The following is a 14,773-nucleotide window of genomic DNA, read 5'->3' as shown; positions in this document are numbered from 1 at the left end:
ACCCTACGTATCGCTGGCGGCCCCTCCTAAAGGATCAGGGTGTCCTGTAAAAGCGCCCCATGGGCGCGATAATCCTTCAGGCATAAAAAAGCCGACCGGCTTGCACCGGTCGGCTCCTGTCCAGCGGACTGGGCTCAGACGCCCAGGTAGTCGAGGATGCCCTCGGCGGCGTTGCGGCCTTCGAAGATGGCGGTCACCACCAGGTCGGAGCCACGCACCATGTCGCCACCGGCAAAGATCTTCGGGTTGCTGGTCTGGTGCTTGAACTCGTGCAGCCCCGGCGCGACGACGCGGCCCTGGCTGTCGAGGTCGATGTTGAACTGCTCGAACCAGGGCGCGGGACTTGGGCGGAAACCAAAGGCGATGACCACTGCATCGGCCGGCAGGATCTCCTCGGAGCCGGGGATCGGCTCGGGGCTGCGGCGGCCACGGGCGTCCGGCTCACCCAGACGGGTCTCCACCACCTTGACGCCTTCCACCTTGTCCTCGCCGATGATGGCGATGGGCTGGCGATTGAAGAGGAACTTCACGCCTTCTTCCTTGGCGTTCTTCACTTCCTTGCGCGAGCCGGGCATGTTGGCGGCGTCGCGGCGATAGGCGCAGGTCACGCTCTTGGCGCCCTGGCGGATGGAGGTGCGGTTGCAGTCCATGGCGGTGTCACCACCCCCCAGGACCACCACACGCCTGCCCTTCATGTCGACGAAGTCGGCCGCATCCTTTTCGAAGCCCAGGTTGCGATTGACGTTGGCCACCAGGAAATCCAGGGCGTCGTGCACGCCAGGCAGATCTTCGCCGGGGAAGCCACCCTTCATGTAGGTGTAGGTGCCCATGCCCAGGAAGACCGCATCGAATTCCTCGAGCAACTGATCCATGGTCACGTCCTTGCCCACTTCGGTGTTCAGGCGGAATTCCACGCCCATGCCGCCGAAGACTTCGCGACGGCGACTGAGCACGGTCTTTTCCAGCTTGAATTCGGGGATGCCGAAGGTCAGCAGGCCACCGATCTCGGGATGCTTGTCGAACACCACCGGGGTCACACCGTTACGCACCAGGATGTCGGCGCAGCCGAGCCCGGCCGGACCGGCGCCGATCACGGCGACACGCTTGCCGGTAGGCTTGACCTTGGACATGTCCGGACGCCAGCCCATGGCGAAGGCGGTGTCGGTGATGTACTTCTCCACCGAGCCGATGGTCACCGCGCCAAAGCCGTCGTTGAGGGTGCAGGCACCCTCGCAGAGACGATCCTGCGGGCAGACGCGACCACAGACTTCGGGCAGGGTGTTGGTCTGGTGCGCCAACTCCGCCGCCGCCAGGATATTGCCTTCGGACACCAGCTTGAGCCAGTTGGGAATGAAGTTGTGCACCGGGCACTTCCATTCGCAATAGGGGTTGCCGCAACCCAGGCAGCGGTGCGCCTGCTCGGCGGCCTGCTGCGGCTTGAAGGGATCGTGGATCTCGACGAATTCCTTCTTGCGCTGGCGCAGCAGCTTCTTCTTCGGATCCTTGCGACCGACCTCGATGAACTGGAAGTCGTTGTTCAGACGTTCAGCCATTTCCAAACCTCTTGAAGCGACGCCCCTTCAGATGGGCGCCACGAGCTATCACGGTGAAACCGGCGCCTGAGGGAGCCGGCATCGAAGTCGTTATTCAGGACGGGCGCGGGTGCTGACCAGCAGCGAAGCCAGGCTCGCGGCCTTGGGCTTCACCAGCCAGAACTTGCGCAGGTAGTCGTCCAGGTTCTCATGGAGATGGCTGCCCCAGGCACTGCCGGTCTCGCGCACGTATTCGGCCAGTACCCCTTCCAGATGGCTGCGATAAGCCTCCATGGCCTCGCTGTTGATGCGCTGGATTTCCACCAGTTCGTGGTTGACCCGGTCATAGAAGCCGTTGTCCAGGTCCAGCACATAGGCGAAGCCGCCAGTCATGCCCGAGCCGAAGTTGTAGCCGGTCTTGCCCAGGACGCAGACGAAACCACCGGTCATGTATTCGCAGCAGTGGTCACCGGTGCCTTCCACCACGGTGTGGGCCCCGGAGTTGCGTACTCCGAAGCGCTCACCGGCGGTGCCAGCGGCGAACAGCTTGCCGCCGGTGGCGCCGTAGAGGCAGGTGTTGCCGATGATGGCCGACTCCTGGCTCTTGAAGCCCGCGCCCTGGGGCGGGGTGATGACCAGCTTGCCGCCGGTCATGCCCTTGCCCACGTAGTCGTTGGCGTCGCCTTCCAGATACAGATGCAGGCCACCGGCGTTCCAGACGCCAAAGCTCTGGCCGGCGGTGCCCTTGAAGCGGAAGGTCACCGGTGCCTTGACCATGCCCTGGTTGCCGTGGCGCCGGGCGATTTCGCCAGAGACGCGGGCCCCGATGGAGCGGTCGCAGTTGCCGATGCTGAGGCTGAATTCACCGCCTTCGAGCTGCTCGATGCCCGGTAGGGACAGACGCACCATTTCCTCGGCCAGCAGACCCTGGTCGAATGGCGGGTTCTTTTCCACCTGGCAGTATTGCGGCTTCTCCGCCGGGATGTGGTCGCTACCCAGCAGCGGGGTGAGGTCCAGGTGCTGTTGCTTGGCGGTCTCGCCCGGCAGGATTTCCAGCAGGTCGGTACGGCCGATCAGCTCGCCCAGGCTGCGTACGCCCAGCTTGGCCAGCCATTCGCGGGTCTCCTCGGCGATGAAGGTGAAGAAATTCATCACCATTTCCACCGTGCCGATGAAGTGCTCCTTGCGCAGTCGGTCGTTCTGGGTGGCGACACCGGTGGCGCAGTTGTTCAGGTGGCAGATGCGCAGGTATTTGCAACCCAGGGCGATCATCGGTGCGGTGCCGAAGCCAAAGCTCTCGGCGCCGAGGATGGCCGCCTTGATCACGTCCAGGCCGGTCTTCAGGCCGCCGTCGGTCTGCACCCGCACCTTGCCGCGCAGATCGTTACCGCGCAGGGTCTGGTGCGCCTCGGCCAGGCCCAATTCCCAGGGCGAGCCGGCGTACTTGATGGAGGTCACCGGCGAAGCACCGGTACCGCCGTCGTAGCCGGAGATGGTGATGAGGTCGGCATAGGCCTTGGCCACACCGGCGGCCACGGTACCTACGCCAGGCTCGGACACCAGTTTGACCGATACCAGCGCCTTGGGGTTGACCTGCTTGAGGTCGAAGATCAGCTGCGACAGGTCTTCGATGGAATAGATATCGTGGTGCGGCGGCGGCGAGATCAGGGTCACGCCAGGTACCGCATAGCGCAGCTTGGCGATCAGGCCGTTGACCTTGCCACCGGGCAGCTGACCGCCCTCGCCCGGCTTGGCGCCCTGGGCCACCTTGATCTGCAGGACCTCTGCATTGACCAGATACTCGGGGGTGACGCCGAAGCGGCCGGTGGCCACCTGCTTGATCTTGGAGCTCTTGATGGTGCCGTAGCGCGCCGGATCCTCGCCGCCCTCACCGGAGTTGGAGCGTCCACCCAGGCGGTTCATGGCCTCGGCCAGGGCCTCGTGGGCCTCCGGCGACAGGGCGCCCAGGGAGATGCCGGCCGCATCGAAGCGGGTGAAGATGTTGGCCAGCGGCTCGATCTCGTCCAGCGCCAGGGGCTGGTCGCTGGTCTTGACCTTGAGCAGGTCGCGGATCATGGCCACCGGACGCTGGTCCACCAGCGCGGTGTATTCGCGGAACTTGGCGTAGTCGCCCTGCTGCACGGCGGCCTGCAGCAGATTGACCACGTCCGGGTTGTAGGCGTGGTACTCGCCGCCATAGACGAACTTGAGCAGGCCACCCGGCTGGATCGGCTTGCGGTTGTTCCAGGCCTCGCCGGCCAGCAGCTTCTGCTCGGCTTCCAGGTCGACGAAGCGCGCGCCCTTGATGCGGCTGGTGACACCGGGGAAGCAAAGGTCGGTGACCTCGTCCGCCAGGCCCACGGCCTCGAACAGCTGGGCGCCGCGATAGGAGGCGACGGTGGAGATGCCCATCTTGGAGATCACCTTGAGCAGGCCCTTGGTGATGCCCTTGCGGTAGTACTTGAACACCTCGTAGAGGTCGCCCAGCACCTCGCCGGTGCGGATCAGGTCACCCAGCACCTCATAGGCCAGGAACGGATAGACCGCGGTGGCGCCAAAGCCCAGCAGCACGGCGAAGTGGTGCGGATCACGGGCGGTGGCGGTCTCCACCAGGATGTTGCTGCTGGTACGCAGGCCCAGGTTGACCAAGTGGTGATGCACGGCGCCGGTGGCCAGCACCGCATGCACCGGCAGCTTGCCCGGCTCGATGTGACGGTCGGTCAGCACCAGCAGCACCTTGCCGGCACGCACGGCCTCCTCGGCCTGCTCGACGATGTTGCGCAGCGCCGCCTCAAGGCCCATGGACTCGGGGTAGTTGAGGTCGATCTTGACATGCTCGAAGCCAGGCTTGGGCATGTTGAGGATGGTCCGCCACTTGGCCGGCGAGACCACCGGGCTGCTCAGGATGGCGCGATCGGCGTGCTCGGCGGTTTCCTCGAAGACGTTGCGTTCGGCACCCAGGCAGGTCTCCAGGGACATGACGATGGACTCGCGCAGCGGGTCGATCGGCGGGTTGGTGACCTGAGCGAACTGCTGGCGGAAGTAGTCATAGGGCGAACGGATACGCCGCGACAGGACCGCCATGGGGGTGTCGTCGCCCATGGAACCCACGGCTTCCTGACCCTGCTCGCCCAGCGGGCGCAGGACCTGGTCACGCTCCTCGAAGGTGACCTGGAACATCTTCATGTACTGGCGCAACTGATCCTGGTCGTAGAAGGCCGAACCGTGATCGTTGTCGTCCAGGGTCGCCTGGATGCGCATGGCGTTCTTGCGCAGCCACTGCTTGTAGGGATGACGCGCCTTGAGGCGATTGTCGATGTCGTCGGTCTGCAGCACCTCACCAGTCTCGGTGTCCACGGCCAGTATCTGGCCCGGGCCGACCCGGCCCTTGGCGATGACGTCGTCGGGCTGATAGTTCCAGACACCCACTTCCGAGGCCAGGGTGATGTAGCCGTTCTTGGTGGTCACCCAGCGCGCCGGACGCAGGCCGTTGCGATCGAGCAGGCAGACCGCATAGCGACCCTCGGTCAGCACCACGCCGGCCGGACCGTCCCAGGGCTCCATGTGCATGGAGTTGAATTCGTAGAAGGCGCGCAGATCGGCGTCCATGGTCTCGACGTTCTGCCAGGCCGGCGGAATGATCATGCGCACGGCCCGGAACAGGTCCATGCCGCCGGTCACCAGCAGCTCCAGCATGTTGTCCATGCTGGAGGAGTCGGACCCGACGCGATTGACCAGCGGACCGAGCTGGTCGAGATCCGGGATCAGTTCATTGACGAACTTGGTCCGCCGCGCCTGGGCCCAGTTGCGGTTGCCGGTGATGGTGTTGATCTCGCCGTTGTGGGCGAGATAGCGGAAGGGCTGCGCCAGCGGCCACTTCGGCAGGGTGTTGGTGGAGAAGCGCTGGTGGAATACACAGATGGCGGTAGCCAGGCGCGGATCGCCGAGGTCCGGATAGAAGGCAGCGAGGTCCGCCGGCATCATCAGGCCCTTGTAGACGATGACCCGGGACGACAGGCTGCAGATGTAGTGTTCGGCGTCCTCGGCATTGCGCACCGAGGAACGGCGGCGGGCGGAGAACAGCTTGACGGCGAACTGCTGGTCGTCGAGACCGGGACCAGCGACGAACACCTGCTCGATGCGCGGCAGTCGCGCCAGAGCGAGTTCACCCAGCACGGAAGTATCGATGGGCACCTTGCGCCAACCGACCAGGGTCAGGCCAGCAGCCTCGATCTCCAGGTTCATGTTGGCGCGAGCCTGTTCGGCACGGGCTTCGTCCTGGTTGAAGAACACCACGCCCGCGGCATATTGCTCGGGCAAGTCGACGCCGAACTGCTCCTGGGCGATGGCGCGCAGGAAGGCATCCGGCTTCTGCATGAGCAGACCGCAACCGTCGCCGGTCTTGCCGTCCGCGTTGATACCGCCCCGGTGGGTCATGCAGGTCAGGGCTTCGATGGCCGTTTCCAGCAGGTCGTGGCTGGGCTCGCCCTGCATATGGGCGATCAGGCCGAAGCCGCAGTTGTCCTTGAAGCTATCGGGATTGAACAGGCCTGCTTTCATAGCGCTCTCACCGGCAATCAGGTTATTGCGAAGGCATCACAAAACTGTCCGCTTATTTGAACTTTTTTCGGACAGTCAAAGGCTGACCAGTGTAGCGAAAAAAACGCCTTCGACAAACACTGATGACACCTGATGAAAATTCCATGACGCAAAATAGAAAGCCCCGGCGTCACTCTCGTGATAGCGCCAGGGCTTTCTTTCGCGGCAGGCAAGAATTAACGGCTGGTGGCGATGTCCTGCTGGATGCTGGCGAAGGTCCGTGGCCAGGGCTTGCTGGCCTGCACCTTGGCCGGCAACTGCTTGGCCGCCGCCTCGGCTGCCGCACGATTGGCGAAGCTGCCGTAGGTCACTACATAGAGCGCCTTGCCCTGGTAGCTTTTCTTGAAGTAGTGAAAGCTGCCACTGTCGGTCTGGCGGGCGATGAAGTCCTGCGCTGCCTTCTCGGTACTGGTGCCCACTACCTGCAGGGCGTACTTGCTGCCCGACTGGCTGCCATACCAACCTGCCGCCGTGCCAGCCGAATGGGCAGGCGCTGCGGCTGGGGCTGGCTTGGTCGGTGCCGGAGTCGGCGCGGTCACCGCTGGGGCGCTGGGCGCGGAGGAGCGGGCCGGTGTACGGCTGGGCAGCTCGTCCTCATCGCTCACGGGCGGGGCCTCGGTGCTCACGGTAGGCGGCACTCCGCCGGCTTCCATGTCGTTGCCCGCCGCGGTTCCGGCCTGGCGACCGCCCGCTGCTTCCGCCAACGGCTCGCGAATGACCGGTTGCGAATCACCCACCAGCGGCAGGGGAAGCGGTTTGGAGGAACCGTCGAACTGGATGGGCGCGCCCTGGGCATCCCGGCTGGTGCCGGCTGTGCTCTGGCCGCCCAGGGGCAGGTTTTGCTCGTTCGCGGTGGTCGGTGCTTCGCTCTTGCCACCCTTGAGCGACAGGGCCGCGGCACCTACCGCCACCACCACAACGCCCAGGATGATCAGATGCTTGCGCGGCAGGGCCGCCAGCAGGTTGCGCGATCCTTTCGCCGGCGCAGCCGCCTTCTTGCGACGGGCGCTCATACCCGCCACCAAGACCTCGCGAGCCTCTTCGTTAAGGCGACCGGGCCAGCCACCGGAGCGCTCGTGAATGGTCGCGAGCTGCTCGTCGGTGAAGATCTCCAGCCCCTGACCGGCACCTTCCAGGCGCTGGGCCAGATACTCTTCGGCTTCGCTTTCGCTGTAGGGCAGCAATTCGATGGCGTGATAGCGCTCTTCGCCCTGAGCGATATCTTCCAGGCGCATCACCACTTCCGCCTCGCCAAACAGGAAGACGTGCAGGCGCTCCTTTTCGGTGCCGCCAGCCAACTCCAGCAGGGCTTCCAGCGCGGGGGTCGCCAGCGCCTCGGCATCGTCCACCAGGATGTAGACCTCCTGCCCCGCCAGGCGCACTTCCGCAGCCTGTTCGAGAATGGCCGCCGGCGTCTGGCTGTCAGCGCCCACGCCTTTGGCTACCTGGGCCAGCACGGTGCGGACGTCGCCGCCGTTCTGCGCGGAAATCACCACGCAATGCACGGCTTCCTTCTTGGTGCTGGCCGCCAGCGCCTGGCGCAGCAAGGTCTTGCCACTGCCCTCGGGACCACTGACCACCAGCAGCAACTGGCTGTAGCGAGCCAGGTGATGCAACTGGCCAAGTACCGGCTTGCGCTGCGCCGGAAAGAATTTGAAACCGGGAACGCGGGCAGCGAACGGGTCATGAGTGAACTGATAGTGACCGAGAAAGGCTTCGTCGGCATGCAGATTGGACATGGGACTCTCTTGTTCTCCTTACTGGGCGGTCAGCGCTTGGTAATCGGTACGCAGCGTCTGCTCGAGAATGTCGCGGGCGAAGTCAGCGGTCACCACGGCTTGGCCCAGGTCACTGAGCAGCACCAGCCGTAGTTGTCCGTCCAGGACCTTCTTGTCCACCGCCATGAGGCGTTCGAAATCGGCCGGCTGCATATCGGCCGGGGGCACCACGGGCAGCTTGGCCTTGACCAGCAGGCGGATCGCCCGGTCACGCTGCGCAGGACTCAACCAGCCCAGCAGCAGGGACATCTGCAGCGCCATCACCATGCCGGCGGAGACCGCCTCGCCATGCAGCCAGACGCCATAGCCCTGGTGGGTCTCGATGGCATGTCCGAAGGTATGGCCGAGGTTGAGGATCGCCCGCAGGCCCGACTCGCGCTCGTCGCTGCCCACCACCTGGGCCTTGGCCGCGCAGGAGCGCTCGATGGCTTCGGTGAGCGCGGTCTGATCCAGTGCCAGCAGCGCCTCGACGTGCTCTTCGAGCCAGCCGAGAAAGGGTTCGTCACAGATCAGGCCATACTTGATGACCTCGGCCAGGCCAGCCGACAGCTCGCGCGCCGGCAGGGTCGCCAGGCTGTCGGTGTCGATGATTACCGCCTTCGGCTGATAGAAGGCGCCGACCATGTTCTTGCCCAGCGGGTGGTTGATGCCGGTCTTGCCGCCCACCGAGGAATCCACCTGGGACAGGAGCGTGGTGGGTACCTGGATGAAATCCACCCCACGCTGATAGCAGGCCGCGGCAAAGCCGCCCATGTCGCCGATCACCCCGCCGCCCAGGGCGATGAGGGTGGTCTTGCGGTCATGGCGATCCTGCAACAGACCATCGAAGATCAGCTGCAGGGTTTCCCAGTTCTTGTGCGCCTCGCCGTCGGGCAGCACGATGGCGCTGACCTGCCGATCGCCAAGGGTGCGCAGCAGGCGCTCCAGATAAAGCGGCGCGATGGTGTCATTGGTGACGATCGCCACCTTGCGTCCGGCGAGATGGGGCAGGAAGCATTCCGGTCGATCCAGAAGGCCCTGGCCGATGTAGATCGGGTAGCTGCGCTCACCGAGCTCGACGTGAAGAGTCCGCATGCCATCACCTTGATTCAAAGGGCGCCTAGCATAGCGCAGAACGCCCGCGGCTTTAATGTGGTGCCAGGGCTTTCAGACGGTCGAGTATCTGCAACACAACCAGCCGCGGTGGCCGCTCGTCGGTCTCGATGATGATGTCGGCGATCTCGCGATACAGCGGATCGCGCATGGCCATGAGATTGCGCAGTACGGCCGCGGGATCGGCAGTCTGCAGCAGCGGCCGATTGCGGTCCCGCGAGGTCCGCTCGATCTGCTGCTCGATGGAGGCATGCAGATAGATGACCCGCCCGCCATGCTTGAGTGCCTGGCGATTGTCTTCGCGCAGCACGGCGCCGCCCCCGGTGGCCATCACCAGACCGTTCTCCGCGCATAGCTCGGCGATCGCGGCGTGTTCACGCTCGCGAAAGCCCTGCTCGCCTTCCACATCGAAGATCCAGGGGATGTCGGCACCGGTGCGCTCTTCGATTACCTTGTCGGAATCCTTGAACGGCAGCCGCAATTCCTTCGCCAGGAGCCGACCGATGGTGCTCTTGCCCGAGCCCATCGGTCCTACGAGAAACAGATTACGCACTTATGTCATCGACCAACCGCTATCGCCTGGTTGTTCATGATACGCGGCGTGAGGAAGATCAGCAGCTCGACTTTGCTGTCCGTGACCGAATCCCGGCGGAACAGCCGGCCGACATAGGGAATGTCCCCCAGCATCGGCACCTTGGTGGTGGACTTGGTCTGGGTATTGGAGAACACCCCACCCAGCACGATGGTCTCGCCATCGCTCACCAGCACCTTGGCATTGACCTCGTTCTTGCTGATCGGCGGCACACCATTCAAGGCGTTCTGGTAGTCAGGCGCATCCTTGTTGACCTTGACCTCCATGATGATGCGATTGTCCGGGGTGATCTGCGGCGTGACCTCCAGCGACAGGGCGGCCTGCTTGAAGCTGGTGCTGGTGGCACCGCTGGAGCTGGCTTCCTGGTAGGGGATCTCGGTACCGCGCAGGATCTTGGCGGTCTCCTTGTCCGAGGTCACCACCTTGGGCTGGGAGATGATCTCGCCATTGCCACTGGATTGCAGCGCGGACAGCTGCAGGTCGAGCATCTTGCCACCGACCATGAAGCCGACGCCGATGCCCGAGGTGCTACCGGAAACGCCCATGTCGACGAAGGGCGTGGGCGCCACACCACTGGCGGAGGTGAAGCTGCCTACGGTACTGGTCCCCGGCAGGAACACCTGACCGGTCGTGGAATCGACGGTGGTGGCGCCGTCCTTACCATAGACCGCGAAGTTGCCCGAACTGGCGTTACCGCCCCAGCGCACGCCCAGCTGCTTGCTGTAGTCGACGTTGGCCTCCACCAGCCGCGCCTCGATCATCACCTGGCGCACCGGGATATCCAGCTGCGAGACGATGCGCCGGAGTTCGTCCAGGCGATTCTGGGTCTGGTAGGCAATGATGCTGTTGGTGCGCTCGTCCACCGAGATGGAGCCGCGCTCGTCGGCGGTCTTGTCAGCACTGGTCACCGACTGGAACAGCTTGGCGATATCAGCGGCCTTGGCGTAGTTGACCTGGATCAGATCACGGCGCAGCGGCGCCAGCTGCTGGATCTGCTTCTGCGACTCCAGCTCCTGACGCTCGCGGGCGGCGATCTCGTCGGCCGGCGCCACCAGCAGCACGTTGCCGATCTGGCGCTTGTCGAGACCCTTGGTCTTGAGGATCAGATCCAGCGCCTGGTCCCAGGGCACGTTCTGCAGGCGCAGGGTGATGTTGCCCTGCACGGTGTCGCTTGCCACCAGGTTGAGATTGGTGAAATCGGCGATCAGCTGCAGCACCGAGCGGACGTCGATGTCCTGGAAATTCAGCGACAGTTTTTCACCGGTATAGGTGAAGCGATCGGCTGCGCGCTTTTCCTTTTCCTCGGTGGTGAGCGGCTTGACGCTCAGGGTCAGACGATTGTTGGTCTGGTAGGCCAGGTAGTCGTAGGTCCCGGTCGGCTCGATGACGATGGACGCCCCGCCGCTGTCAGCGGAGGCGTTGACGAACTGCACGGGAGTGGCGAAGTCCTTGACGTCCAGGCGCACGCGCAGCTCTTCGGGCAGCTGGGTACCGGCGAAGGTCAGGCGGATCTTGCCGCCCTGCTCCTGGATGTCCGGGTTGATGCCAGTCTCGCTCAGGTCGATGACCACGTTGCCCTCGCCCTGGGGACCCCGCTGGAAATCGATATGGCGAATCGCCTTGCCGCGCAGTTGCGGCCGCGGCGCGGTCATGGCCGCCACGGTGGAAGTGGCCTGGGTCGGCGGCAGCGGCGTGCGGGCGACCGCGCCAGGCAGGGGGGCGGACGAAGGTGCGGTCACGGTGGCCGGCGCGGCGGCGCGCGGCAGGTTGGGCGTCAGGTTGGCCTGGGCGCTGGCAGTCTGGCGACCGGCGGTGCCGCCGATGGTGACGAACAGGTTGCGGCCGTCGGCCCGGGTGTCGTAGCTGGCCAGGTTGGTGAGGTTGATGATCAGCCGGGTCCGGTTGCCCGCCTCGACCACCGTCACGCTGCGAGCATTGCCATTGCCCAGCTCGCGGCTCTTGGTACCCAGCTTGTTGGCGACGCCGGGCAGATCCAGGGCGATCCGCGCCGGCTGCTCGATGGTGTAGCCCTTGGGTACCGGGACCGGCTGATCGAAGGTCAGCTTGAGCTCGATGCGATCCCCGGGCAGGGAGGCGACGTTCAAGGCCTGCAGATCGGCTGCCAGGGCCTGGCCGGCCAGGCTGCCCAGCAACAAGGCCAATCCCAGTCCCAGCCGTCTTGCGCTATTCGTCTTCACTGTACTTGCCCCGCCCATTAAGTCTTTTCCTTCAAGGTGATGGTGCGCGGCCGCTCCAGCCAGCCACCCTCGCCATCCGGGACGATTTCGATCACGTCGATCTCACCGTCAGTGATCTTGGTGATGCGCCCGTCATTACGCCCCAGGTAGTCACCCACCTTGACGCGATGCACGCCCCCGGCGCCGTTGACCAGCGCATAGCGGCCACTGGCGTTGGCCAAGATGCCCACCATGCTGAAGGTCTCGATGTTGAAGCCTTCGAGAAACTGCTTCGGCCGATTCACGTCAGGCTTGATGTTGCCGGTCCCGCGCTGGCGCACCGTGGGGTCGATGCGTACCGGCGCCTGGAAGGGGCTGCGCATCGCCGAGGCGGCATAGGTGAAAGGTTCGTAGGCGCGAAATTGCGGCAGTGGCTCGATGGACCCACGCGGCTTGGCGCGGGTTTCGTCCATGAACGCCTGCAGGTCGCTGGTATCGCTGGAACCACAGCCAACCAGCACGCTGGTCAACAGGCAGAGCAACAGGGGCGTCTTCATTTGCTGAGCCCCTTATCATTGTAGCGGTAGGTCTTGGCCAGGACGTTCATGCGCAACTTGCCGCCGGTACCTGACACCGAGCCGCCCCCGTTAGCGTTCTTGTCATCCACCGGTTTGAGATCGAAGTCGTGCAGAGTCACGATGCGCGGCAGGCTGGAAACGCTGCTGACGAAGGTCGCCAGGTCATGATAGTTGCCCACCACGGTGATCTGGATCGGCAACTCGACATAGAACTGCTGCGTGACTTCCGGCAGCAGCTTGATCTGCTCGAACTCGAGGCCGCTACCGAGACCGGTACGGGTGATGTCCTCGAGCAGCGCCGGCACCTCGGTATCGCCGGGCAATTGCCGCAGCAGGGCCCCGAAGGACTCCTCCATCTCGACCATCTGCTGCTTGTAGGCATCCAGGTTGGCGGCCTGAAAGGCCTTGCTGGCGTACTGCTGCTTGAGGGTTTCTTCCTGGGTGCGCTGATTGTCCAGCTGCGCCTGCATGTCGCTGAGATGGAACTGATAGCCAAGCAGCATCACCACCAGCACGATCAGTAGGCAGGCGATGACCTTGACCGGCTTGGGCCAGGAACCGAGATTCTCCAGGCTGAGCTCGTTGATGTCGACCTTGCGCAGGCTGGCCAGGGAATCGGCGAGACTCATGGTTTGCCTCCCTTGGCGAGCGGGGCTGTCGCCGGAGCACCGGGCTGGGTCTGCTTGACGGTGAGCTGGAAGGTATTGGCCTGATCCACCGCACCGGCGGTGGTCGCCTTCACCTCGATCAGCGTTGGCGACGTGAACCAGTCGGAGGCGTCAAGATTACGCATCAGGTTGGAGACCCGGTTGTTGGATTCCGCCTCGCCACTGATCGACAGGGTATCGCCCTGCATCTTCAGCTCGCGGAAATACACGCCGTCCGGCAGCGTCCGCACCAGCTGGTCGAAGACATGACCGATGACCGGCCGATTGCCTTGCAGGTCCTGGATGATCTTCATCCGCGCCAGCAGCTGCTGACGGCGGGTCTTGAGTTCGCTGATTTCCTTGATGCGCACGTCGAGCTGGGCGATGTTCTGCTGGATGAAGGCATTGCGGGCCTCCTGGCGGGCGATTTCGCCGGACAGGTATTGATCCCCGAGAAATACGGCGCCGCACGAGAGCACGAAGATGGCGCCCAAGATCACCAGGAACTGCTTGCGCCTTTCTTCGCGCAGCTGTTCCCGCCAGGGCAAGAGGTTGATGCGGGCCATCTAGTCGAAACTCCTCATGGCCAGGCCGCAGGCGATCATCAGCGCCGGGGCATCGCCGGCCAGGGCCGCCGCATTGACCTTGTTGCTGACGGTCATGTCAGCGAAGGGATTGGCCAGGACGGTAGGGGTGCCGATTTTCTGCTGGATCAAGCGGTCGAGTCCGGAAATTGACGCGGTCCCACCCGCAAGCAAGATGTAGTCCACATCATTGTATTGCCCAGCCGCGAAGAAAAACTGCAGCGAACGGGCCACCTGCTGTACCACGGCCTCGCGGAAAGGCGTCAGCACCTCGCTCTGATAGTCGTCCGGCAGCCCGCCCTGTTTCTTGGCCAGACCGGCCTCTTCCACCGACAGACCATAGCGTCGCTGGATCTCCTCGGTAAGCTGGCGCCCGCCAAACAGCTGTTCGCGGGTGTAGATGGTCTTGCCGTTGTGCAACACGCTCAGCGTGGTCATGGTGGCGCCGATGTCGACCACCGCCACGGTCAGGTCGTCGACATGCCCGCCCAGCTGATTGGCCAGTAGCTGGTAGGCCCGCTCCAGCGCATAGGCCTCGACGTCGACCACCTTGGCCGAGATGCCGGCCAGCGCCAGGGCCGCCTCGCGGACCTCGACGTTTTCCTTTCGGCAGGCAGCCAGCAGCACCTCGACGCGCTCGGCATTGCGCGGCGACGGCCCCTGCACCTCGAAGTCGATGGCGACCTCGTCCAGCGGATAGGGAATGTACTGGTCGGCTTCCAGCTTGATCTGGTTTTCCAGCTCGTCATCAGACAGGCCGGCATCCATCTCGATGGTCTTGGCGATCACTGCCGAGCCAGAAACAGCCACGGCGGCGCTACGCGCGGAAGTGCGGGCCTTGACCAGCACCCGGCCGATGGCCAGGCCCACGCCTTCGAGTTCGGCGATGTTCTTTTCGACCACGGCGTTGGCCGGGAGGGGTTCGACCGCATAGGCTTCCACCCGATAGCGACCGCCTGCACGGCTCAACTCGATGAGTTTCACGGATGTCGAACTGACGTCGATACCCAGCAGCGTATTCGCCTTCTTTCTGAATAGCCCTAGCACATCAGTTCCCTATGAGCGACGGTGGTATTCCGTAGACGGGCATTAGATAACAGACTTGACACCCGAGCAAATAGCGGCCAACCGCCAAACGCGCCTATAATGGCGACGCCGTGTAGGCTGACCGTCACCTGTCGCCCTTTCCTTCTT

Annotated in this window: 10 protein-coding genes; all 10 read right to left on the bottom strand. The window is 64.1% G+C overall.

The window, feature by feature from the left end:
* Positions 1 to 134: 134 nt before the first annotated feature.
* On the bottom strand, positions 135 to 1,553 hold the full coding sequence (locus ACWPW1_RS03830) for an FAD-dependent oxidoreductase (RefSeq protein WP_454252394.1): 1,419 nt from the start codon (positions 1,551 to 1,553) through the stop codon (positions 135 to 137).
* A gap of 90 nt (positions 1,554 to 1,643) precedes the next feature.
* Positions 1,644 to 6,092, bottom strand: coding sequence for a glutamate synthase large subunit (gene gltB / locus ACWPW1_RS03825; protein ID WP_313649788.1), 4,449 nt, complete (start codon positions 6,090 to 6,092; stop codon positions 1,644 to 1,646).
* A gap of 215 nt (positions 6,093 to 6,307) precedes the next feature.
* Positions 6,308 to 7,870 carry an AAA family ATPase gene (locus tag ACWPW1_RS03820; protein ID WP_454252393.1) on the bottom strand — a complete coding sequence of 521 codons (1,563 nt, stop codon included), beginning with the start codon at positions 7,868 to 7,870 and terminating at the stop codon, positions 6,308 to 6,310.
* A gap of 18 nt (positions 7,871 to 7,888) precedes the next feature.
* Entirely contained in the window at positions 7,889 to 8,983 is a 1,095-nt protein-coding gene (aroB, locus tag ACWPW1_RS03815) for a 3-dehydroquinate synthase (RefSeq protein ID WP_059313512.1), read from the bottom strand.
* Positions 8,984 to 9,035: 52 nt separating this feature from the next.
* On the bottom strand, positions 9,036 to 9,554 hold the full coding sequence (aroK, locus tag ACWPW1_RS03810) for a shikimate kinase AroK (protein ID WP_059313511.1): 519 nt from the start codon (positions 9,552 to 9,554) through the stop codon (positions 9,036 to 9,038).
* A gap of 5 nt (positions 9,555 to 9,559) precedes the next feature.
* The gene (pilQ, locus tag ACWPW1_RS03805; RefSeq protein ID WP_454252392.1) at positions 9,560 to 11,809 is read right to left on the bottom strand and encodes a type IV pilus secretin PilQ; all 2,250 of its coding nucleotides are present in this window, start codon (positions 11,807 to 11,809) and stop codon (positions 9,560 to 9,562) included.
* A complete protein-coding gene (locus tag ACWPW1_RS03800) occupies positions 11,809 to 12,327 on the bottom strand; it encodes a pilus assembly protein PilP (RefSeq protein WP_059313509.1) in 519 nt (172 codons plus the stop codon). The genes pilQ and ACWPW1_RS03800 overlap by 1 nt, the downstream gene beginning before the upstream one ends.
* Positions 12,324 to 12,977 carry a type 4a pilus biogenesis protein PilO gene (gene pilO, locus ACWPW1_RS03795; protein WP_454252391.1) on the bottom strand — a complete coding sequence of 218 codons (654 nt, stop codon included), beginning with the start codon at positions 12,975 to 12,977 and terminating at the stop codon, positions 12,324 to 12,326. Before pilO ends, ACWPW1_RS03800 begins: the two co-directional genes overlap by 4 nt.
* Positions 12,974 to 13,561: a PilN domain-containing protein gene (locus ACWPW1_RS03790; protein ID WP_454252390.1), complete on the bottom strand. Its 588-nt coding sequence runs from the start codon at positions 13,559 to 13,561 to the stop codon at positions 12,974 to 12,976. Before ACWPW1_RS03790 ends, pilO begins: the two co-directional genes overlap by 4 nt.
* Entirely contained in the window at positions 13,562 to 14,626 is a 1,065-nt protein-coding gene (locus tag ACWPW1_RS03785) for a pilus assembly protein PilM (RefSeq protein WP_059313506.1), read from the bottom strand. It abuts the gene before it with no gap.
* Positions 14,627 to 14,773 lie beyond the last annotated feature (147 nt).

The organism is Pseudomonas sp. Marseille-Q7302 (assembly GCF_965111925.1).
The sequence above is the reverse complement of the archived record's forward strand: the minus strand, read 5'-3'. Positions and strand labels throughout refer to the sequence as shown.

Coding starts and splice junctions, on each gene's coding strand:
- ACWPW1_RS03830 (WP_454252394.1), bottom strand. CDS start 1,553: ATGGCTGAACGTCTGAACAACGACTTCCAGTTCATCGAGGTCGGTCGC.
- gltB (WP_313649788.1), bottom strand. CDS start 6,092: ATGAAAGCAGGCCTGTTCAATCCCGATAGCTTCAAGGACAACTGCGGC.
- ACWPW1_RS03820 (WP_454252393.1), bottom strand. CDS start 7,870: ATGTCCAATCTGCATGCCGACGAAGCCTTTCTCGGTCACTATCAGTTC.
- aroB (WP_059313512.1), bottom strand. CDS start 8,983: ATGCGGACTCTTCACGTCGAGCTCGGTGAGCGCAGCTACCCGATCTAC.
- pilQ (WP_454252392.1), bottom strand. CDS start 11,809: ATGGGCGGGGCAAGTACAGTGAAGACGAATAGCGCAAGACGGCTGGGA.
- ACWPW1_RS03800 (WP_059313509.1), bottom strand. CDS start 12,327: ATGAAGACGCCCCTGTTGCTCTGCCTGTTGACCAGCGTGCTGGTTGGC.
- pilO (WP_454252391.1), bottom strand. CDS start 12,977: ATGAGTCTCGCCGATTCCCTGGCCAGCCTGCGCAAGGTCGACATCAAC.
- ACWPW1_RS03790 (WP_454252390.1), bottom strand. CDS start 13,561: ATGGCCCGCATCAACCTCTTGCCCTGGCGGGAACAGCTGCGCGAAGAA.